The organism is Phaeodactylibacter luteus (assembly GCF_007993045.1).
In the GTDB taxonomy this organism is placed as follows: domain Bacteria; phylum Bacteroidota; class Bacteroidia; order Chitinophagales; family Saprospiraceae; genus Phaeodactylibacter; species Phaeodactylibacter luteus.
This window is the reverse complement of record NZ_VOOR01000009.1, coordinates 17417-38670: the sequence shown is the minus strand read 5'-3', so window position 1 is coordinate 38670 and position 21254 is coordinate 17417. Positions and strand designations below refer to the sequence as shown.

Sequence of the window (21254 nt, the reverse complement as noted above, 5' to 3'; positions counted from 1 at the left end):
TAACGGTCCATTAAATAAAATTTAAGACAAGCTGTCGAATATTCCTTGGCAGAGAAGAGTTATAAGAGCTGTTCGATGCAGCCGGGCTGCATTTTCCCCTTGAACCACTCAAACACCTGTTTATGAAATCGATGCATTCCCTTTTCATGTTGGCCTTGCTTTCAGTGGCTGTCTTTTACAGCAGTTGTTCCAAAGACCCTAAAACCGTACCGGACGCCAATCCGAACGAAATTCCAGACCCATCCTGCATTGGCGTAGATAAAGACGATGCGATTGTCCTCCGGTTTGAGTATACCAACTATCAAGGGCAGGAGCCAACCGCTAAAATTGTCCCCACCCGTACCGATGAGCGGGTGCAGTACGACGAGCTGTCTTTTACCCCTACCGTAGAAGGCAACAAAATGGTCATCCGCATCCCGAATATCCGTCTCAGCGACAATGATTTCAATTATACCGCCCAATGCGTCGTCATAGAAGAACTGGACGAAACCCGCCCTGCCAACGACCGCTGGTTTGAGCAGACCGAGTTCAAGAACCAAGAAGAGTTTTCGCAGACCAAACTGGCGACACAGCTGTGCATTGACGTCAGCAGCTCGCTTGGAGAAGACCGCGATCAGGTCAAGCAGTATGCAATCGACTTTGCCAGTCAAGTACTTAACAACAATAATGGCGAGAGTTATGTAGGGCTCACCTTGTTTGCAGATACCGTCATCACGTACCCATTCACCAATCAGTTGTCAGATATCATTACCGCTATCAACGGCTTCCCTTATCCGGAGCTGAACGCACAAACCTTCACCCGCCTTAGCGATGGCATCATCGCTGGCCTGGATGCAATTGAGCAAGCCGACCTTGATGTCGACGACCGGGTGCTGGTCGCTTTTACCGATGGCAACGACAATGGCTCGAACAACCCGTCTGCCAATCAGGCCCGCATCATGGATTCCACGGTGCCGCGCTATATGATCGGCCTGAAGGGCAAGGGCTTGGAGTACAATACCAACTACTTAAAAGGCTTAGCGAGCAGCGAAAACTATTTCGTGGAAGCGGAAGATGCTGTAGAACTGCAGCAGCGCTTTAATGACATCAATGAGCTGATCGCCAACATTTACACCGTCATCTACAACCGGTCGACCCAAATGTTCGATCCGGACCTTGACGACCCCATTCAGCTTAGGGCCATATTTTTTGCAACCCCCTATCGTATCGACGAAAACTAAGAGAGCTTGTTTGTACAAAGCCCCCGCCTGCCAAGATAGTGGCAAGCGGGGGCTTTTTGCTTTCATAAAGCCCAAAGGCTAGTGGTCTGTCAAGTGTTAATTTATGGGTTGAGTGGGAGCGAATTTTGAGGCTAATCAAGGCGGATGTTCCCGCGCATAGCAGCGCTACGTAAGGGGTTGTCCAACGAAGAGTAGCCTCAAAAGCCGCCGCAGGCAACCCCTAGTTTTAGCCTTGACAGACCACTAGCCCATCCGTTGCCGCATAGCTTCGTACAGCATCATCCCGTTGGCCACCGAGACGTTGAGGGAGTCCGTACGCCCAACCTGTGGGATGATGAAGGTCTCATCTGCACTTTTGGCCACCGCAGGGCTTATCCCTTCACCCTCTGCACCAAGCACGAAAGCCACAGGGCGGCTAAGGTCTAGCTCATGCAGGGGTTTCTCCGCCTGCAGGTCGCTGGCCAAGACGGTCACCCCCGAGGCTTGTAAGAACTCGATGGTGGTGATTAGGCTCTTTTCCCGGCATACCGGGATGAGGTTGAGCGCGCCGGCGCTGGTTTTGATAGCTTCCCCGTTGATTTGGGCGCTGTTTTTTTGTGGGATGATCAAGGCATGTGCCCCACAGGCTTCTGCGGAGCGTGCAATAGCCCCAAAATTGCGCACATCAGTAACGCCGTCGAGCAGGATCAGCAAAGGGGATTCCGACTTTTCGTAAATCGTGGGAAGGATATCCTCTATACGCTGGTACCGGATCAATGCCTGGAAAGCTACTACCCCCTGATGATTGCCTTTAGTGTAGCGTTTGAACCGCTCTTTGGGCACGACCTGCAGTGGGGTGCCCGCTTCCCGGCAAAGGTGGCGGAGCTCTTTTTCCATTTCGCCCCTTATGCCTTGCTGCAACATCACCTTTTCCATAGGTACACCATTTTGCAGGGCTTCTGTGACCGGGTGGCGCCCGAATAGGATCTCAAAGTCTGGTAGTCTGCGTTTTTCCATCCTGCAAATATGAGGTTTTTCCTGCCATGTTGGTGCAAGCAAGATTTAAAGGCCGGCATTCTATGAGAAAAGCACAGGATATTGGTAGATTTAATGGCGGCTGTGCCATAAGTGCAGCCTATTGCATGAAAATTCAAAACGCGGGCGCAAACCCAATTGCCATTTTTGGGGTGGGGCCTGCCCCTGCCTGTGGGCAGGAGCCGCTATGCTCCGGGGCTCGCTATCCGCTCGGCCCTATCGGGCTTGCCACCCCTTCGCAGCGCTAGGCCTATGCCAAGCTAAAGCCAATAAAACCTGAGCGCCTGCGACATTTTGATTTACGCCCTAAAACGCCCCATATGTATTTATTGGGATTAGATATTGGCAGTTCCTCTGTAAAAGCAGCACTGCTCGACGGTGAGTCGGGCAGCGTCATAGCGGCAGCCTATTCTCCCAAAGAGGAGATGCCTATTGCTTCCCCTCACCCCGGGTGGGCAGAACAAGACCCGGAAACCTGGTGGCATCATCTGAAAATTGCAGTCAAGGATGTGGTGTTTCAGTCCGGTGCCCGGCCATCGGATATCCTGAGCATCGGTATCGCTTATCAGATGCACGGCTTGGTAATAATAGACAAAGCTGGGCGCCCTTTGCGCCCGGCCATCATCTGGTGCGACGGCAGAGCGGTAGTGGCCGGTGGCAAGGCTTTCCGGGAGATAGGGGAGGAGCGTTGCCTGCAGAGCCTGCTGAATGCTCCGGGGAATTTCACCGCAGCCAAGCTCAAGTGGGTTTTGGATCACGAGCCTAGGCTGGCTGACAAAATCCACAAAGCCCTCCTTCCCGGAGATTATATCGCCATGAAGCTGACGGGCCAGCCGCTGACCACGATAAGCGGCCTTTCAGAAGGGGTTTTCTGGGACTTTCCCCAGCACGAGCCTGCAGGCTTTCTGCTAAAGGGCCTGGGCATACCGGAGGGGCTGTTGCCGGAGGCGGTCCCTGCCTTTGGCCATCAGGGGCAGCTCACCGCTGCTGCCGCTAGTGAGCTGGGGCTCTCTGCACGCACAACCGTCAGCTACCGGGCTGGGGATCAGCCCAACAATGCATTTTCTCTTAATGTCATGTCGCCAGGAGAGCTGGCAGCTAACGCCGGGACTTCTGGCGTCGTGTATGGGCTGTCCGATGAGCTGAAGTACGACCCCTTGTCGAGGGTGAACACCTTCGCGCATGTCAATCATACCAAGGCCAGCCCCCGAGTGGGCATACTGCTTTGCATCAATGGCACAGGCATACAACAGGCTTGGCTTCGCCGCATGTTGGGCGGAGGGCTCAGCTATGCAGAGATGAACCATCTGGCAGAGGCTGTTGCGCCCGGCTCGGAGGGGCTTGCCGTGCTCCCTTTCGGCAATGGCGCAGAACGCATGCTGGGCAACTGCGACTTGGGCGCTTCTTTCAGCGGGCTGCGCTTCAACCGCCACACTCGAGGGCACTTGGCCAGAGCAGTACAGGAGGGCATCGCTTTTGCTTTTCAGTACGGGCTGGAGATCATGCAAGGGCTAGGCCTGGAAGCTGAGGTGGTCCGGGCAGGGAAGGCCAACATGTTCCTAAGCCCGGTTTTCCGGGAAGCTTTGTCCAATACCACTGGGGCAAGGGTCGAATTGTACAACTCAGATGGGGCAATAGGTGCTGCCCGGGGCGCCGGGGTAGGCGCTGGCTTTTACCATTCTTTTGAAGAAGCCTTTAGCGGGCTCCGCCTTTTGGAGCTCACGGAGCCTGCCCCAAAGCTTACAGCGCAGTACGCGCAGGCCTACAGGCACTGGAAACAACAATTGGAGAACGCGATTCAAATCAAACAGCAGTAAAATGGAAGTATTAACAGGCAGCCAAGAGTATTTCAAAGGCATTGGGCAAATCCAGTATGAGGGGCCAAAATCGAAGAACCCACTGGCTTTTAAATGGTATGATGAGAACAGGGTCGTTGCCGGCAAAACGATGAAAGCGCACCTCAAATTTGCGGTCGCCTACTGGCATACCTTCTGCGGCACAGGAGGAGACCCCTTTGGCCCGGGGACAAAAGCCTTCCCCTGGGATACGGCCGGCGGGGCTTTGGATGCAGCAAAGCACAGGATGGATGCGGCTTTTGAGTTTATTACCAAGATGAACATCCCATTTTATTGTTTTCACGATGTAGACTTGGTAGGGGACGGGACAGTATGGGAGATTGGGAAGCGCCTTGAGGTGATGGTGGCTGCCGCAAAAGAGAGGCAGGACGCATCCGGGGTGAGGCTGCTCTGGGGCACGGCCAATGTTTTTTCCAATCCCCGCTACATGAATGGTGCTGCGACCAACCCTGATTTCAGGGTGCTGGCCAATGCTGCGGTGCAGGTGAAAAATGCTATCGACGCCACGATCGCTCTTGGGGGCACCGGCTATGTCTTCTGGGGCGGGCGGGAAGGGTACATGAGCCTGCACAATACCGACACCCGGCGTGAAATAGAACACCTGGGGCGTTTCCTGGGCATGGCACGAGATTATGGCCGCAAGGCTGGTTTTGAAGGCACCTTTTTTATTGAGCCCAAGCCCATGGAGCCCACCAAGCATCAGTACGATTACGATGCACAAACCGTAATCGGCTTCCTGAAAGCCTTTGGGCTAGACCAAGACTTTAAGCTCAATATTGAAGTCAACCACGCCACCCTGGCCGGGCATACCTTTGCCCACGAGCTGCGCATGGCCGCCGATGCAGGGTTGCTGGGCTCCGTAGATGCCAATAAGGGCGATTATCAAAATGGCTGGGACACTGACGAATTCCCTACTAATATTTACGAAGTAACAGAAGCCATGCTCGAGATCCTTCAGGCCGGAGGGTTTGAACACGGAGGGGTCAATTTCGATGCCAAAATGCGCCGGAATTCTACCGACCTCGAGGACATTTTCGTCGCCCACATCGGAGGCATGGATGTTTTTGCCAGGTCTTTGCTCATTGCTGACCGTATCCTGCAGGAATCCCCTTACCTGGAGCTGAGGGGAAAGCGGTATGCCTCTTATGACTCAGGGGCTGGTGCCGGCTATGAGGCTGGCAAGCTCACCCTGGAAGCCCTGTGCGATATTGCAGCTCAGCAAGGCGAGCCCCCGCTGGTCAGCGGCAAGCAGGAACAGCTGGAGCAATTGATTAACAACTACATATAACACAAGCAGCTGGGCAATTGCAGCGGCTTAACTTTTGTCGTCTGTTTATTATTATCCGCATCTGATAGGGCAGGTGCCTGATTATTTTGCCTAATTTAGCCACTGCAAAATAATAGACTTGGCACATCGGGTCAGTGCAGTGGGAAAAAAGAGCCATTTAGCGCTTGTTGGGATTTTGCTTTTGGAGCCAACGCAGCCAAATTTTGTCCTGATCAACCTGCCCGCCGTGCAAGGCTTTGGCGGGCTGCAAAACCCAAACAAGCCCTTAAACCCTGCAATGATCACCCTGCGCATCAAGTCTAATGGTAGCAGCAAGCTTTAAGAGAGCGTGTTGGGACTTTAGTGATCGGTCTATCCCGCTAGACAGCGGGACACTTTTTCGCTTATGCTTCGCCCCGAAAATCCTTCCTGCTTTTGTGCATCAAAAGCGGGACTTGGCTAAACTCCGGTTTTCGGGTCTCGGCTAATCAAAAAATTGCTAGTTTTCGACTAGAAGGCCAACATCCCAACACGTTCTAAGCTCCTGTCTTCCTCAATTTACTTTGCTCAATTCTTTCATCAAGATCAATTTCGCTTAAGTATGAAGAAAACGATTACCCCTATTTTAACCCTCATCGCTGCTCTGCTGTTCGTGCCCGCTTTGCAGGCACAGTTGCAGACCCCGCTTGATGTGGCGCTTCGCTACATGGAGAAAGCTCCTGCCGATTGGGGGCTGGCACCTGATGATACCAAAGACCTCGTGCTCCGCGATCAGGTAGGCAGCAGGCACAACAATACCACCCACTTGTACTTCAATCAGCGCTATGCTGGCATCGAAGTGTACAACGCCATCAACGGTGTGCACGTGAAAGGGGGGGAAGTGGTATTTGCGACCAACCGTTTTGTGCCAGAAGTAGCCGCTAAAATCAATACGACAGTGCCTGCCCTTACGCCTTTTCAGGCTATAGAAGCAGCCGCGACTGAGCTGGGCGTCATCTTAGACGCCCGCCTGGCTCAAACAGCTGAAGAGGGGGACCGCTACACTTTTGAAGGCGGCAACTTGGCGAATAGCCCTATCCCCGTTCAGCTGGTTTTCCAGCCTACCAAAAAGCAGGGCCTACGCTTGGCGTGGGACCTTTCTATCGATATGGCTTCTTCCGCAGACTATTGGAGCTTGCGGGTTGACGCCCTCACGGGAGAGGTCATCGGCCGGCAGAACTGGACCGTGAAGTGCGACTTCGGAGCGCCCGATGCCCACCACCACGCCCACAACTGTGCACATCAGGCCGCTGCTGCTCCTGCCCTTCCTGCGGCAGAAGCCCTAGCTATGCAGAACATGCAAATGCAGGCCGACGGCGCAGTATATAACGTATTTGCCCTGCTGGCAGAGAGCCCTATTCATGGCCCACGCGTGATCGTTTCCAACCCGGCAGATACACTCGCTTCCCCCTTTGGCTGGCATGATACCAACGGAGAGGCGGGCCCGGAGTATACCATTACCCGGGGCAATAACGCACATGCTTTTCTTGACCTGGACAATTCAGATACCCCTCAGGGCGATGAGCCTGATGGGGGCGAAGACCTTATTTTCGACTTCCCGCTTGACCTCAATGAAGAGCCTCAAACTTATCAGGAGGCAGCCGTGACTCAGCTGTTCTACATGAACAATATGATGCACGATATCACTTATGCCTATGGCTTCGACGAGCAGGCCGGAAACTTTCAGCAGAACAACTACAGCCGTGGCGGTGTAGGCAACGACTATGTCCTGGCACAAGCACAGGACGGCGGCGGCACTAACAATGCTAATTTCGCAACTCCGCCTGATGGGGGCAATGGCCGTATGCAGATGTACCTGTGGACAGGGGGCGGCAGCATCTTTTCTGTAAATGCACCTCAGCCTGTAGCAGGCGGATACGAAGTACAAGCCGCTACTTTTGGGGCACCGATTACCGAAGATCCCGTTACTGGCGATGGGCTTATTGCCGACGATGGATCGCCCGAGGGCTCCCTGGCTTGCAATGCGCTGATCAATGGCGATGAGATGGCTGGGAAAGTCGCGATCATCGACCGTGGCGGGTGCGAGTTTGGCCTCAAGGCCCTAAACGCACAGAATGCCGGGGCTATCGCAGCCATTATCTGCAACTTTGAGGATGAGCTTGTTGGCATGGCTGGCGGTGCCGTAGGCGGGCAGGTCACTATCCCTGTCGTCTCTATGGGCCTGACGGACTGTCAGACTATCCGGCAGTTCTCAGGGCAGGGCTTGAATGTCACCTTCCAAGTGCCAGCCGATAATGGCCCTGAGTTTATTGATGGCGACCTGGACAACGGGATTATCGCTCACGAATACGGGCATGGTATCTCCAATCGCCTGACGGGTGGCCCGTCAGCTGCAGGCTGCTTAGGCAACGACGAGCAAATGGGCGAAGGCTGGAGCGACTATTTTGCACTGATCTCTACGGTACAGCCGGGCGAAAACGGCGAGCTGCCCCGTGGCATCGGCACCTTTGCGCTGCGGCAGGAAACTACTGGGCCGGGCATCCGCCGTCAGCGCTATTCTACGGATATGAGCGTGAACGACCAGGTATACGATGATGTGAAAAGCACTACTGCCCCTCACCCGCTTGGGGAGGTCTGGGCAGCGGTAACCTGGGACCTGTACTGGGCTATGGTCGATCAGTACGGCTGGGACCCAGACCCGGTCAATGGCACTGGCGGCAATAACATGGCCATTCAGTTGGTGATGGATGGCATGAAGCTGCAGGCTTGCAGCCCTGGGTTCGAAGATGGCCGAGATGCCATCATGGCTGCAGACATGATCAACTACGATGGTGCGCACGAATGCCTGATCTGGGAAGTATTTGCCCGCCGGGGTATGGGCTTCTTTATGGATCAGGGCAGCAGTGATAACCGCAACGATAATCAGCAGGACTTTGAAGCCCGCCCAGAATGCATTCAGGAGCTGAAAATCAGTAAAACAGTGACGCCCCTGATTCAGCCGGGCGATCCGGTAGAAGTGACGCTGAGCATCATCAACCACAAAGGCGAGCCGGTATCTGGTGTGATGATTGAAGATGAAATCCCTGCCGGGCTGACTTATGCGCCAGGCTCTGAAACTGGGGCTACAGCTACCCTGGGAGATGGTGTGGTCACTTTTGAAGTCGGCGAGCTGGCTAATGGCGAAAGCATGACCATCACCTATACCATGGATTCCGACGAGGGCATCTTCTCCACTACTCAGTTTATTGATGACATGGAAAACGGCGATGACAACTGGTTCTTCCTCAACCTCAACCCAGACGGGTTCGACGTGTGGCAGATTTCAGATCTCGATGCCTACAGTGGAGAAAACAGCTGGTTTGTCCTCAACAATGAAGCTGAAAACGACCAGGTCTTTTTCTTGCGCGAGCAGATCGAGGTGACAGGGGAACAGCCGGTTATGCGCTTCTTCCACAAATACAACACAGAAATCGGCTTCGACGGCGGCCTGGTGGAAATCTCCCTGGACGACGAGAGCTGGTTCCGCATTCCGGACAAGTTCATCCGTGGCGGGTACAATAGCACGCTGGATTATCAGACCCTGGTCATTCCTTTCCTCGATGCGTTCTCTGGCAATTCTGGAGAGGGCTGGGTAAGCTCTTATATAGACCTCTCTGAGTATGCCGGGCAGATGGTGAACATCCGCTTCCGCTTCGGCTCTGATGCGGCCAATGTGCCTTTGGATGGCACTCCGGGCTGGTTTGTAGATGACATCGAGCTGATGGACATGGTCAACTACAACGGGGAGGCTTGCATCTCTTCCGATCAGGGCGACCTAGCCTGTGCCGCTGCCCGTGAGAAAGGGACAATCGTTGATTCTCAGTTGCCAACCCGCACCCAAGAGGAGCTGCCTGCAGATGCAGTAGCGGTATTCCCTAACCCTGCACAGGGGCAGCTGCACGTAGCGCTCGACTTAGCAGGAGAGGAAGATGCGGTGATTTCGCTGGTTGCGATGGATGGCCGCCGGGTCATGCAGCAGGAGGTACGCCTCGATGGGCAGTACCAGATGTCAACGCTCAATGTGAGCAGCTTGCCGGCTGGCATGTACTTTGTACGGGTCGAGTCCGGCAGCAAGGCTGCCACCCGGAAAGTCGTTATCCGGTAATCTCTCTGGCATAGCGTTAGGGCACAGAGGCCCGAACAAAAGCCCTGGCAAGTGGTTAGCTTGCCGGGGCTTTTGTTTGAGCAATACCGAGTGGCAGATGCTGCCAAAGTGATGGTTTAGGTTTACTTTTGCCCCGTTTGGCAATGGGAGTGGGCAGTGCGCATCTCCTTTAATCTGTGAACGCAAAAAAACAGGCTTTCCATGGGCAAGAAATTACAGCTAGAGCTATTTTTTTGGGTATTTACTTTCATCATTGCAGCGGCAGTGCTGCTCCCCATCCTCACTACACTGAATACCTATAAGTTTTGGCTCCCCAATATCGTATTTGTGGTAACGGCCATCACCATGACCCGCTACCTCTTCTTGCTGAAGCACACCTTTTTGGCACAGCGGCAGCCACTGAAGGTCGTTGTGGTCTTTTTGTGTATCCCCCTGGTTTTCTATTTGATACAGGAACTGAACTATTTCCAGACGTTCCTAGATGAGGAAGGGCCTGAAGCCATTGTTGGGAGCGGGGCTTACGGTGCGCAAGCCAACCTGATGACCTACATCCGCAGTGAGCTCATCTTGTTTGGCGTAGCTGCGGTCATCTCAAGCGTAGCCCTGCCGTTCCGCCTGTTGGTCTCTGTATGGCGGACCCGCAACCGGGGGACCGTCTGAGTCAGGGCAGTTGCCGTTTGAGCTGTACGCTCCAAGCTTGTGGTTTGGCGGCAAACAATTTTTTGGTATTGGCCCAAGTAGCCTGAAAGAGGGCAGAGTGGCGGTAGGCGTTCAGGGCAGCTTCGCTATCCCAGTAGCTATAGGTAAAGAAGACTTCGGGGGCATCTACATCCTGCCAAAGCTCGAGGTGCTGGCAGCCGTCGAAGGCCCTTATTTTTTCGCAGGACTGGTCAAAAATAGTTTGGAAGCCCGAAATGGCGTCTTGCCGGAAAGTCAGTTTAACGATGCGCTTGATCATGTTTTGAATTCTACTTGAACGGTATCTTCAGCCTTGAGCCCAAGCAAGCTGCCCGCTTTGCCCATATTCACCGCAATTTCCAAGAGCCCGGCCGAGTTGAAGAGGCAGAGGGGCTCGCCCACCTCCACCTCATGATAGTGGTGGCTGAGCCTGCGTATTGGGTCGTGGCGTTTGAAGTAAAGCTCGAAAGGGAGCCCTGCGCCAACCTGCTCAAAGAGGAGCTGATGGATGTTGGTAATGGCGTTTTCGTAGTGGTCAATATAAATAATAGACCCCCGGATCAGGCCAGGGCTGATGACAGGCTGCAGCGTAATGCGCTGCACAATGCCTTCTGCGGCAGGCCCTATCTCAATGACTGGCCTGCCAGCATGCAAGTGCCCGGCTGCACGGGCATAAATTTGCTCTATGCCCATGAGCTCTGAATGCTCATAAAGGACCTCTCTGTACTGTACCGGCTGATCGTCGGCAAATATGAGGTTGAACAGCCCATTATCCGGTGCAATAAAGTAATGGCCGCGGTGGGCGACAGCCAGAAAACGGGGGGCAGCACTGGCAATGTCGTTCACCCCAATTAGGTGGATCGTCCCTTTTGGGAATCGGTGCCAGGCGTTGCGGAACAGAAAAGCAGCTTGCACAATATCATAATTGTTGATATGGTGCGCCAGGTCGGTCAGCTGAGCTCCAGGGCAGGCACTGAGCAATGCCCCTTTCAGGCGGGGGAGGTAGTACCCGCCGGGCCCGTAGTCTGTGGTGAGCGTGATGATCGCCATGAAAAGGGGTTTATTATCAGGGTTGACCGTATGACGGCCTAAAAGTAAAGACTATTTTAGTAACCGCAATCCAGAACGCGCATATTGTGTTGCATAATGTAGCCCTACAGCTGCTTGAGGCTGTCCCTGGGCTGCTGTTTTCATAACTTCAAAACCGTTTTATGATGAAATCAATTTTTACGTTCTCCCTCTTTCTATTAGGTTCCCTGCCGCTTTGGGCTCAGCTGAGCATCCTAGTGGTAGATGATTCTGCGGATGAATTTGAGAACACGTCCTTTATCACCTTAGCTGTCGACTCCGCCGGGTACGAATACGATCTTTACGATGCAGCTGCTGAAGGGCTACCGCCGTCTTATGAATTGATGTCGGGTTATGACCTCCTGATCTGGCATACTTCCACCGATGGCGTGGGCCTTTCGCTTTGGGCAGGTATGGACGAAGACAACGATGCCCTCAAGCTGTATTTGGAAGAAGGGGGAAGCCTTTGGCTGATTGGGAATGACTTTCTTTTTGACCGCTATGGCGTGCCTCCTGCTACTTTTGAGCCAGGATCTTTCCCTTACGATTACCTGGGCATCAGCAGTTATGATGCTCAAGCCTATGGAAGCGACGGCGGCATAGGGGTGTCTGCCGCTCAGCTGGCGGAAAATGGGCCCATTGCGGGCCTGAGCAGCCTGAGCTGGCAGTTCGAAACCTTATGGTGGCCAGATGCGGTGACCCCGGCCGATGGCGCTCAGGCTATTTACACCATGGGGGGAGGGGCCGGCTACCCTTTAGAGGGGATGCCAATGGCTACTTTTTACGATAATGGCACATTCAAAACGCTTTCTTATTTCTTTGATTTGTTCTTCGTTGAAGACTTCACTATGGCTAAACTGCACATGCAGGCTGTGCTGGGCTTTTTTGCCTCCGGTATTTCTTCTACAAATGCAGCAGTAGCGGGCGCCACTTTCGGCTTTGGCCCAAACCCAGTCAACGGCCAGATGGCCATAAAAATGGAGGTGGAGCGCCCGGGCATTTTTGAGGTGAGCCTTTTGGACCAGCTGGGGCGGAAGGTTGCGGCCCCTGTCGCTGCAACAAGGCTTTCTGCCGGTGTCTATCATTGGGGGTACGATGCGGCCCACCTGCCTGCCGGTTTGTATTTCTTGCGCCTTAGCGGGGCAGAGGGGCAACAAACAGCCCCGGTCATCCTTGCCCGATAGCCAGGATATTGAGCCGCCCTGCAGCCCAGTCATAGCCCGGCTGCAGGGCACTCACTGCAAACATTGCCCGGCTGGCCCCAAAAATTAATAGAATCTTGAAACAGGTGGTTGGGCAGAGTTGAACTTTTTAGGATATATTCGAGTTGTGAAAACACTCGGCAGCCCGGTATATCCCGGGAAAGCCTTTTTTGTCACAAACACGAGACCAATCATATTGAGCGAGATTATCCTAACGGTAGAAGGCGTCGATCTGGTTGAGCTTTATGGAGAGAACAACTCCAAGCTCAACCTTCTTCGGAAGTCTTACCCTGATGTCACCATTACTTCCAGGGGGAGCAATGTGAGGATGCAGGGCGAAAAAAAGCAGGCCCAACAAGCTAAGGCTAAATTCGAGATGATGGTGCGCTTGCTTAAGGAGCATAAAGAGCTCTCCGTGCAAATGGTTGAGGACCTGATGAACGGCAACAACCCTTTTGAGGCTAAGCTGAGCAGTGCTGCCGCTGCCAATAAAACCATCCTTCATGGCCGTGGCGGCCGGCAAATCAAAGCCAAGACCATCAACCAAAAACGCCTCATTGAAGCAAGTGAGGATAATGACGTGGTCTTTGCCATTGGCCCAGCTGGTACAGGGAAAACCTACACTGCGGTAGCCCTGGCCGTACGGGCGTTGAAAAACAGAATGGTCAAGAAAATCATCCTGACCCGCCCGGCTGTAGAGGCTGGCGAGAGCTTGGGCTTCTTGCCCGGTGACCTCAAGGAAAAGGTAGACCCCTATCTCAGGCCCCTCTACGATGCACTTGATGATATGCTCCCCGCTGAAAAGCTGCAGCAGTTTATGGCTACAAGGGTCATAGAGATAGCGCCCCTTGCTTTTATGCGGGGCCGGACCCTAGATAATGCGTTCATTATCCTGGACGAAGCCCAAAACTGCTCCACCATGCAGTTGAAGATGTTCCTGACCCGCCTAGGGCCTTCTGCCAAATGTATCATTACGGGAGACCTCTCCCAGATTGACCTGCCATTCCACCAGAAATCTGGGCTCAGGCGTGCTACAGACCTCTTAGGGCATCTGCCTGGGATCGCTGCCATCCGCCTCGATGCCAATGATGTAGTCCGCCACCGTTTGGTCAAGGAAATCATCCTGGCCTACGAGCGCTCCGATGAGGAGCTGCGCAATCGGAAAGCTGCTGAAAAGGCAGCCCGGGAAGCAGCGGAAGAGGGGCAAAAGCCTGCTGATGGGAAAACCTCCGCTAATGCGGCGGATGAGGAATAGCAATAGCGCCCCAAGATGTAAGCTGGCGGCTAAGCGAATCTTTGGGGCTTGTTGTTGAGCCCCAAAGCTTTATAAGCCTTGCTTCCTGGCTGAACTTTCATTTTAGCCCGGCAAACTCAGGTTTAGCGGCTTCGCCAAGGCCATGCTGGAGCCTTGGGCAGGTGCAACTCCTTGATTTTTAGAGTAAAAATGCTCTAAATAAGCGCTAAGGCTTGATAAAATTTACCACAATGAATACGGTTAGTTTCAAAGTAGACGTGCCAGAAGAACAGGAAGAGGCTTTCCTGAAGTTTGTCGCTGCAATGCAGGAAGCTGGTGTGGTAAACGCCTGCTCTGCAGACCGTACCGCAAGTAGCGGACAGGCTGGGCATCAACCTGAGGAGGTGGAGGATGTTGCCAGCCGATACCGAGACTTGGTGGATTAGCCGGGGGAGCGGGCTGCAAACAGCTGGGGCTTGAGCCAAAATATCGCAGGCGTTCATGCCCTTCGGGCATTAGGCGGGCATTGGCCTAGCGCTGCGCAGGGGTGGCAAGCCCGATAGGGCCGAGCGGGCAGCGAGCCCCGGAGCATAGCGGCACCTGCCCGCGGGCAGGTGCAGGCCCCGATCTCAACGGCAGAAGCCTGGGCTGCAATTTTCAGTGTATTGGACTATAGCTGCTGCTAAAAAAGGAATTCTGCCTTTTTTTTCTCATTTTTCGGCCTCACCATTCCTAGTGTTATGACCTATCTGGTACATCACCCCAAGCCAATCATCCACGGGCGTGTCCAATTGGCAGGCTCCAAGAGCATTAGCAACCGGGCCCTGATCATCAGGGCGCTCAGCGGGCAAGGCTTTGAAATACAGCGCCTAGCCAATGCTAAGGATACCGTTCTGCTGGAGCGCCTACTGCAAAGCAAAGAGGAGGTGCTCGATGCAGGGGCGGCGGGCACCACATTCCGTTTCCTTACGGCTTACCTTTCCGGCCAGGATGGCACGCAGTCCCTTACAGGCACCGAGCGGATGAAGCAGCGCCCTGTCGGAGTGCTTGTAGAGGCGCTCCGGGAGCTTGGGGCAGACATCGAATACTTGGAGCAGCAGGGCTATCCGCCTTTGAAAATAGGCCCAGGCCATCGTTTTGGCCAGACAGCCCGCTTGTCGATTGCTGCCAGTACAAGCAGCCAATACATTTCCGCTTTGCTTATGCTGGCCCCCACCTTGCCCGAAGGGCTTGCGCTGCAGCTCAAAGGGCAAGTTGTTTCCCGCCCCTACATAGAGATGACCCTCAACCTGATGGCCTATTTTGGCGTGAGCCATAAGTGGGAGGGCAATACCATTACGGTGCCTCCGCAAGCGTATGAGCCGAAGCCCTTCACGGTGGAGGCAGATTGGTCCGCAGCATCCTACTATTATGCCATCGCAGCCTTGGCTGAGGAAGCCAGCCTACAGTTGGATGGGCTGTTCCAGGATAGTGTGCAGGGCGATGCGGTGTTGGTAGAGATGATGGAGGCCTTTGGCATTCAGTCTACTTTTAATGAAACGGGGGTACACTTGCATAAGCCCAAGGGGGCAGAAGTGCCCGCAGAGTTTGCCTGGGACTTTCTGCGCTGCCCCGATCTGGCGCAGACCCTTGCCGTGTGCTGTGCGGGCTTGGGCGTGCCAGCTACTTTTTGCGGCCTGGAAACGCTTCGGATCAAAGAGACGGACCGCATTTTAGCGCTGCAGCAAGAGCTGCAAAAGGTCAATGCCAATTTGGTGGAGCTGCCATTCTCTGGCGAGCGGAATTATTTTCAGGTGCAAGGGAAGACCATGTACCGTCATACCCCTGTTTTTGCAACTTACGAAGACCACCGGATGGCGATGGCTTTTGCCCCACTGGCCTTACAGCACCCTATTGAGATTGAAGAACCGGGTGTTGTGGTCAAGTCATACCCCGACTATTGGAAAGACTTGGCTTCATTGGGGTTTGAGGTAGAGGAAGCAGGATAGCCCCGTTGCCCCCAATGATTTGGACAAAAAAGCCCCGGAGGATTTCCCCCGGGGCTTTTGGTGTTTGGGCGGCACAGGGTTTACCCATCGCTGCCTATTTCTAGGATTTTGATTTCTACCCGTTGGTTTTGGCGCCTGCCATAAACCGTTTTGTTGGAGGCGACAGGCCTATCTTTTCCATACCCTTTGTACTGCAGCCGTTTGGCATCAATGCCATACTGCTTGAGGTACTCTGCCACCGCTTTAGCGCGCGCTGTGGAAAGGCGGAGGCAGTAGTCATCGGGCGGGAGGTTGTTGGTGTGCCCTCCAATCTCAATGGAGACGTCAGTGTTCTGCTTCATGAAGTCTGCCACCTCTTTGAGTACGGTAGACGATTGCTTGGTGATCCGGGCGCTGTCCGCTTCAAAGTAGAGTTTGTCCAAACGGATGGTCTGCCCTTTTTTCATTTCAGACCTTTTTACCCCAGCAATGGTCACTTCTTCTTTGGGCGCAGGAGGAGGGGGTGTTTGTTCTTGTGTATCTGGCTTAGACGGGGTAGGGGCAGCGGGTTTGACCGGCTCGTTGTTTTCCGCAGGAAGGTTTTCTGCTGCTGGGGGAGGGGTGTTGAGGTTGGCAATAGAAGGCTGCTCCACTTCTGGGATATCTTGTGGCTCCGCAGGGATATCTTCATCGCAAGGGATAGGCCGGATGGGAGAGGCGTTGTCAACAAGAACGTTGCCGTTGTAAGGGAAGAGGGTAGGCGTCTCGTAGAAAGCCTCGATGACGATGTAGGTATAAGCCTGTGTAGGCTCGAATTTAAAATTGTACTGCATCCAATAAGACTCCTTCACCAGATTGGTCTCATCAAGGAAGCCCCTTTTTTCACAGTAATCGAAGCCTCCATAAATGCGGACTTTAACCGGCTGGTTGAAATTGGTCTCCCGTTCTGTGCGCCGGCTGACGCTTACGTAATAAGGCGACCGGGCGAGCTGCAGGCTGAATTCATAGCAAGTGCCCGGCTGGAATGGTCGGCTCAGGCGCTGAGAAACGGATTCCCAGGTTTCGTTGTCCCTGACCACCATGCCAAGGTAGGTCTCGCCGTCTGTGGCTGGATAAGTAACGGCAAAGTCGCCGCTCGGCTGTGTATCCGGAGCGGATTCTCCAGGGAAGCCACAGTCTTTCCAGCCTCTTGGCGGGCGGCTGTGGCGGGGGAAGTCTTCAAAGGAAGGGTTGTTCAGAAAGATGGTGTCCTGCGCCAGCCCCTGAAAAGCGAAGCAACAAAGCAGCAAAAGGGGGAGAATGGTCGGTTTTCTCATATTTGGATTTTTGTCTGAATATTGTGCAAGCCACAGGGAGGGCTCTGCTTAAAGACGGCTAAATGTGGCGGGAGGCCACAGTGAAAGCCGGAATCTACACTATTCCTTAGTAAAAATAAACGAATCAGCTGATTGTTGCACCCTCGGGGCAAGTCAAGCAACTTCTTAACCCCTTCCAGGCTTGTTCAGAAGCGTACGTCGGTAGGAGTAACGAAAAGCGGATACCGTTTAGCATATCCTGTTAAAATGAGTACAGGGGCCTTCCCTCGAGAAGGCCCCTGTAAGGGACAAGTGATGCTGTTTTACCGGCAGGCCCTATTGAAAGGCATTCAGGCCAGTAACATCGTGCCCGGTGATCAGGAGGTGGATATCGTGGGTGCCTTCATAGGTCAGCACGGTTTCCAAGTTCATCATATGCCGCATGACCGGGTACTCGCTGGTGATGCCCATGCCGCCATGGATTTGCCGCGCTTCGCGGGCTACTTCGAGGGCCATGTGCACATTATTGCGCTTGGCCATGGAGATTTGAGCAGGTGTGGCTTTGCCCTTGTTGGCCAAGGTGCCGAGGCGCCAAGCCAAGAGCTGGGCCTTGGTGATCTCTGTGATCATTTCCGCCAGCTTTTTCTGCGTCAGCTGGAAACCGCCGATCGGGCGGCCAAACTGTTCGCGCTCCAGCGAATAGCGCAGAGCCGAATCGTAGCAGTCCATAGCTGCTCCGATAGCGCCCCAGGCAATGCCAAACCGGGCTTTAGACAAGCAGGAGAGCGGCCCGCGCAAGCCCCGGATTTCTGGGAATACATTGGCTTTGGGCACGCGTACGTCTTCGAAGACGAGCTCGCCGGTGATGGAGGCGCGCAAAGACCATTTCCCGTGTATTTCTGGGGCAGAGAACCCCGGCATATCCTTTTCGACGACCATGCCCCGGATTTTGCCTTCCTCATCCTTTGCCCAGACTACCGCGATATCCGCTACCGGGGAGTTGGTGATCCACATTTTTGCGCCATTGAGGATGTAGGCATCGCCATCATCTTTGATGTTGGTCACCATGCCGCCAGGGTTGGAGCCGTGGTCGGGCTCCGTCAGGCCGAAGCAGCCGATGAAGTCCCCGTTGCCCAATTTGGGCAGGTACTTCCGCTTTTGCTCTTCAGAGGCATACTTCCAGATGGGGTACATCACCAGAGAGCCTTGCACAGAAGCCATAGAACGGATGCCAGAATCGCCCCGCTCCAGCTCTTGCATAATCAGGCCATAGGCGATTTCGTCCATGCCGCCACCGCCGTACTCTGCAGGGATGTTGGGGCCGAAAGCGCCAATCTCAGCCAGGCCTTTGTAGAGGTGCTTGGGGCATTCTGCCCGTTCAGCGTATTCTTCAATGATAGGGCTTACCTCTTGCTTAACCCAGGTGCGCACAGCGTCCCGGGCAATGAGGTGGTCGTCTTCGAGGAGCTCGTCAATGGCGTAATAATCATGCCCCTGAAACTTATCTTCCCGGGCCCGCTTTTCGATGGTGCCGTTTACGGCTTGTCCTGTATCAGGCATAGTTTGAAGTTATTTTTGGATTTTGGTCAGGGTGGGCACCCTAAAAATGTTTGTTGCATCAATTGGGCAAAGGTAAGGAATAATGCCCGGCTGCGCTACATTAGCCTTTGAATGCTACCTAATTTTGACAGCCTGCCTTACTTTTGGGCAAAACCCGCATTTATGGCAACAATTGCACTCCAGGGCATGCGCTTTTTTGCCCCGCACGGCTACTACGAAGAGGAGCAGATCCTCGGCAATGAGTTCCTCCTTGATGTTATGGTCAATACAGAAACGGACTTGGCTGCTGAATCGGATGACCTCTACTTAGACTTGGGGGAAGATGAAGATGAAGACGCGGCCATCCCCACTACGGTCAATTATGAGACGATTTATCTGCTTTGCCAAGTAGAAATGAAAAAGCCCACCCGGCTTTTGGAGGCTGTAGTCGAGCGGATTGCCGACCGCCTGATAGAGCAGTTCGATAACATCACCGGGCTGTATGTCCGGCTGCGGAAAAAGAACCCGCCTCTTGGCGGTAATGTCAGTGCCGCTTGGGTCATGATTGCCAAAGGCGACCTGTCCGGCTATTTGCCTGCTATGGATTGAGCCAGGTACAACCTCGCCTGCCCCTGCTGCGTTCTTTTATCACTCAACACCTCTTCACAGTACCTTAAACAAATGACTATGAACCATCGGTTTGCCCGCTCGCTCACGCTTTTTATTCTTGCTGCTTCCCTCTTGGTCGGTTGCACTGCACAGCAGATCCAAGCCACCCTGGAGACCCTCTCTTCCGGCTCTGGCGCGCTCACCAACGAAGAAATCGGCCGGGGGCTGAAACAGGCTTTGGAGTTTGGCATCAGCGAAGGGGCCGAACGGCTCTCTCAACAGGACGGCTACTACAAAAGCCCTTACAAAATCGGCCTGCCGCCTGAAGCGCAAAAAGTGGCTGACCGCCTGCAGAACATCCCTGGCTTCCGGGAGGTGGAGGAGGTCATTCTGGAAAAAATCAACCGGGGGGCAGAAGATGCTGCTGCCAAGGCTAAGCCTATTTTTGTGGACGCCATCAAGGCCATGACTTTCCGGGATGCCCTGGATATTTTGATGGGCAATGACGATGCTGCTACCCAATACCTCAACCGGGTCACTTACAACAACCTGTACGCGGAGTTCAACCCGGTCATCGTTTCCTCCCTGGATAAATTCAAAGCCCGGCAATATTGGGGAGATGCGGTCAACGCTTACAACAAAATCCCCTTCGTTGAGCAGGCCAACCCTGACTTGGATGACTACGTGACCCGGCAGGCACTGAAAGGGCTGTTCACTATGGTAGAAAAAAAGGAAAAAGAAATCCGGACCAACGTCAGTGCGCGTACAACCGACCTCCTTAAGCGGGTCTTTGCCCGGCAGGACAACAAATCAGGCAACTGATCTCCCATTGTTTTCTCATAAGCTTGTACTGCAAGGCCCCCTGCCGTTGATCAACGGCAGGGGACCTTGCTATTGCTGTGTGCTCCAAGCCTGTTCTTAGTAGCGGTAAATAGCACAGGCAGGAGTGGAAGGGGCTGGCATTTCTGACGCTTCCATCAGGTATACTCTGCCACCATTGAGGTAAGTCTGTACAGCTGCAAAGTCAAGCAGGTCCATGTTTTCATAGGAAAAGCCCTCGGTTATGTCCAATTGGTTGACAGAGGGGTCGAACTTCCCGGGCAGGCGGGCGCCTTTGCGCAAAAACAAAACCTCGATTTTCTGATAGGCAGCTGCCGGGATAATTTCGGTGGGCTCCACAGTGCCCATCGCTTTCGATTTCCGCTCGCCGAACTGTGCGCCATCTTCTTCCCGCTGCTGATGGAAGTACGGCCCTAACCGCGACCAAGCTTTCTCGTGCAGCAGCACTGCGTCCTGATGGTCGGGGTTGCCGGGGATGGGCTCTGGATAAATTCGGCTGTACTTGCTGATGGATTTGTAGATAGGGTAAAGGTAGTCTACGCAGGCTAAAACCATAGGGGGCTGCTCATCGTGAAGCATTTGCATCAGCCCTTCGTCAACTTCCCGGAAATATTTTATCAGGTCTTGCTCCTGATCGTCTTTGCCATATCCATGACCGTGGTAAACTTGAGATTGCTGGCTGCTGCCATGGTGCTGAAGCGTGCCTGGAGCATCGCTCAGCTCAAAAAGGCTCGCCATATCCTTTGGCACTAAGTCTTCGATCTGTACAGGGGTGATGCTGTAGCGGCTGCCTTCAAAAAAGCGGATTTCATTTTGGCTCAGGGCGAGCAGGAAGAACCTGCTGTCATGGTTGAGCACTGGCAGGAGGGGGCTTAATAGAAAGGACCGGCCTATAGATACTCTGGCATCAAAGGTGATGGGCATGATCTCGTAATGGGAAAAATCTGGGCCTGCAAAAAAGCAGAGCCCGTCGGATAGGTGAAGCCAAAACCGGGAGTCTTCCAGCAGCTCCTGCCCAGGCCTCAGTATTTTCCGGGCTTCGTTAGTTGGCGCACCGGCCGACTCGAGCCGTTTGCTGGCTTCAGACAGTGCATTTTTGAACCTCAGCCGGTCTTCTTTTGCATGGCCCGCACGATAGGTGGGGATGAAAATAGAGATAAGGTACTTTCCTTTATATGCTGCTAAAGTTCTAAACTGCTTATCGTTTATCATGTGGTCTGGTTTTGATGATGAAAGAAATGTGGGTGGGTGGAATTCCCCCTAAGCGCTCCAAACAGGCGCTAAGCTCCGCTCATTTTCCAGCTTCTTAAGCCCTGCTTGT

At 53.9% G+C, this 21254-nt stretch carries 17 protein-coding genes; 11 read left to right on the top strand and 6 right to left on the bottom strand.

Going from position 1 to position 21254, the window contains the following annotated elements; translation table 11 throughout:
* Positions 1-122: 122 nt before the first annotated feature.
* Positions 123-1220 carry a vWA domain-containing protein gene (locus tag FRY97_RS06130; protein WP_147166563.1) on the top strand — a complete coding sequence of 366 codons (1098 nt, stop codon included), beginning with the start codon at positions 123-125 and terminating at the stop codon, positions 1218-1220.
* 243 nt (positions 1221-1463) lie between these two features.
* Here the strand turns inward: FRY97_RS06130 and rlmB are convergent, their stop codons facing one another.
* Complete coding sequence (rlmB, locus tag FRY97_RS06125) at positions 1464-2216, bottom strand: 23S rRNA (guanosine(2251)-2'-O)-methyltransferase RlmB (RefSeq protein ID WP_147166562.1); 753 nt, start codon at positions 2214-2216, stop codon at positions 1464-1466.
* A 338-nt stretch (positions 2217-2554) separates the two neighbouring features.
* On the opposite strand from rlmB, the gene FRY97_RS06120 reads away from it, so the two are divergent.
* The 4 genes from FRY97_RS06120 to FRY97_RS06105 all read left to right on the top strand — a co-directional run bounded on the left by FRY97_RS06120 (position 2555) and on the right by FRY97_RS06105 (position 10161).
* Positions 2555-4051, top strand: coding sequence for a xylulokinase (locus tag FRY97_RS06120; protein ID WP_147166561.1), 1497 nt, complete (start codon positions 2555-2557; stop codon positions 4049-4051).
* 1 nt (position 4052) lies between these two features.
* A complete protein-coding gene (gene xylA, locus FRY97_RS06115; RefSeq protein WP_147166560.1) occupies positions 4053-5378 on the top strand; it encodes a xylose isomerase in 1326 nt (441 codons plus the stop codon).
* 580 nt (positions 5379-5958) lie between these two features.
* Positions 5959-9501, top strand: coding sequence for a T9SS-dependent M36 family metallopeptidase (locus tag FRY97_RS06110; protein ID WP_147166559.1), 3543 nt, complete (start codon positions 5959-5961; stop codon positions 9499-9501).
* Between the two features lie 201 nt (positions 9502-9702).
* A complete protein-coding gene (locus FRY97_RS06105; RefSeq protein ID WP_147166558.1) occupies positions 9703-10161 on the top strand; it encodes a hypothetical protein in 459 nt (152 codons plus the stop codon).
* A gap of 1 nt (position 10162) precedes the next feature.
* On the opposite strand, the gene FRY97_RS06100 is transcribed toward FRY97_RS06105, so the two are convergent.
* Positions 10163-10459 (bottom strand): putative quinol monooxygenase, encoded by a 297-nt coding sequence (locus tag FRY97_RS06100; RefSeq protein ID WP_147166557.1) that lies wholly within the window; start codon positions 10457-10459, stop codon positions 10163-10165.
* A complete protein-coding gene (locus FRY97_RS06095; RefSeq protein ID WP_147166556.1) occupies positions 10456-11229 on the bottom strand; it encodes an SAM hydrolase/SAM-dependent halogenase family protein in 774 nt (257 codons plus the stop codon). Before FRY97_RS06095 ends, FRY97_RS06100 begins: the two co-directional genes overlap by 4 nt.
* A gap of 161 nt (positions 11230-11390) precedes the next feature.
* Here FRY97_RS06095 and FRY97_RS06090 point away from each other — a divergent pair, with 161 nt between their 5' ends.
* From FRY97_RS06090 to FRY97_RS06075, 4 genes are all read left to right on the top strand, one after another.
* A complete protein-coding gene (locus tag FRY97_RS06090; protein WP_147166555.1) occupies positions 11391-12431 on the top strand; it encodes a T9SS type A sorting domain-containing protein in 1041 nt (346 codons plus the stop codon).
* 214 nt (positions 12432-12645) lie between these two features.
* Entirely contained in the window at positions 12646-13704 is a 1059-nt protein-coding gene (locus tag FRY97_RS06085; RefSeq protein WP_246141596.1) for a PhoH family protein, read from the top strand.
* 230 nt (positions 13705-13934) lie between these two features.
* Complete coding sequence (locus FRY97_RS06080) at positions 13935-14129, top strand: hypothetical protein (RefSeq protein WP_147166554.1); 195 nt, start codon at positions 13935-13937, stop codon at positions 14127-14129.
* Positions 14130-14423: 294 nt separating this feature from the next.
* Positions 14424-15671 (top strand): 3-phosphoshikimate 1-carboxyvinyltransferase, encoded by a 1248-nt coding sequence (locus FRY97_RS06075; RefSeq protein WP_147166553.1) that lies wholly within the window; start codon positions 14424-14426, stop codon positions 15669-15671.
* An 80-nt stretch (positions 15672-15751) separates the two neighbouring features.
* On the opposite strand, the gene FRY97_RS06070 is transcribed toward FRY97_RS06075, so the two are convergent.
* Together FRY97_RS06070 and FRY97_RS06065 are read right to left on the bottom strand one after the other, a co-directional pair.
* Positions 15752-16966 carry an OmpA family protein gene (locus FRY97_RS06070; RefSeq protein WP_147166552.1) on the bottom strand — a complete coding sequence of 405 codons (1215 nt, stop codon included), beginning with the start codon at positions 16964-16966 and terminating at the stop codon, positions 15752-15754.
* Between the two features lie 315 nt (positions 16967-17281).
* On the bottom strand, positions 17282-18505 hold the full coding sequence (locus tag FRY97_RS06065; protein ID WP_147166551.1) for an acyl-CoA dehydrogenase family protein: 1224 nt from the start codon (positions 18503-18505) through the stop codon (positions 17282-17284).
* 162 nt (positions 18506-18667) lie between these two features.
* On the opposite strand from FRY97_RS06065, the gene FRY97_RS06060 reads away from it, so the two are divergent.
* On the top strand, positions 18668-19093 hold the full coding sequence (locus tag FRY97_RS06060) for a dihydroneopterin aldolase (RefSeq protein WP_211356820.1): 426 nt from the start codon (positions 18668-18670) through the stop codon (positions 19091-19093).
* A 78-nt stretch (positions 19094-19171) separates the two neighbouring features.
* Positions 19172-19915, top strand: coding sequence for a DUF4197 domain-containing protein (locus FRY97_RS06055; RefSeq protein WP_147166550.1), 744 nt, complete (start codon positions 19172-19174; stop codon positions 19913-19915).
* A gap of 96 nt (positions 19916-20011) precedes the next feature.
* On the opposite strand, the gene FRY97_RS06050 is transcribed toward FRY97_RS06055, so the two are convergent.
* Complete coding sequence (locus FRY97_RS06050) at positions 20012-21145, bottom strand: baeRF7 domain-containing protein (RefSeq protein ID WP_147166549.1); 1134 nt, start codon at positions 21143-21145, stop codon at positions 20012-20014.
* Positions 21146-21254 lie beyond the last annotated feature (109 nt).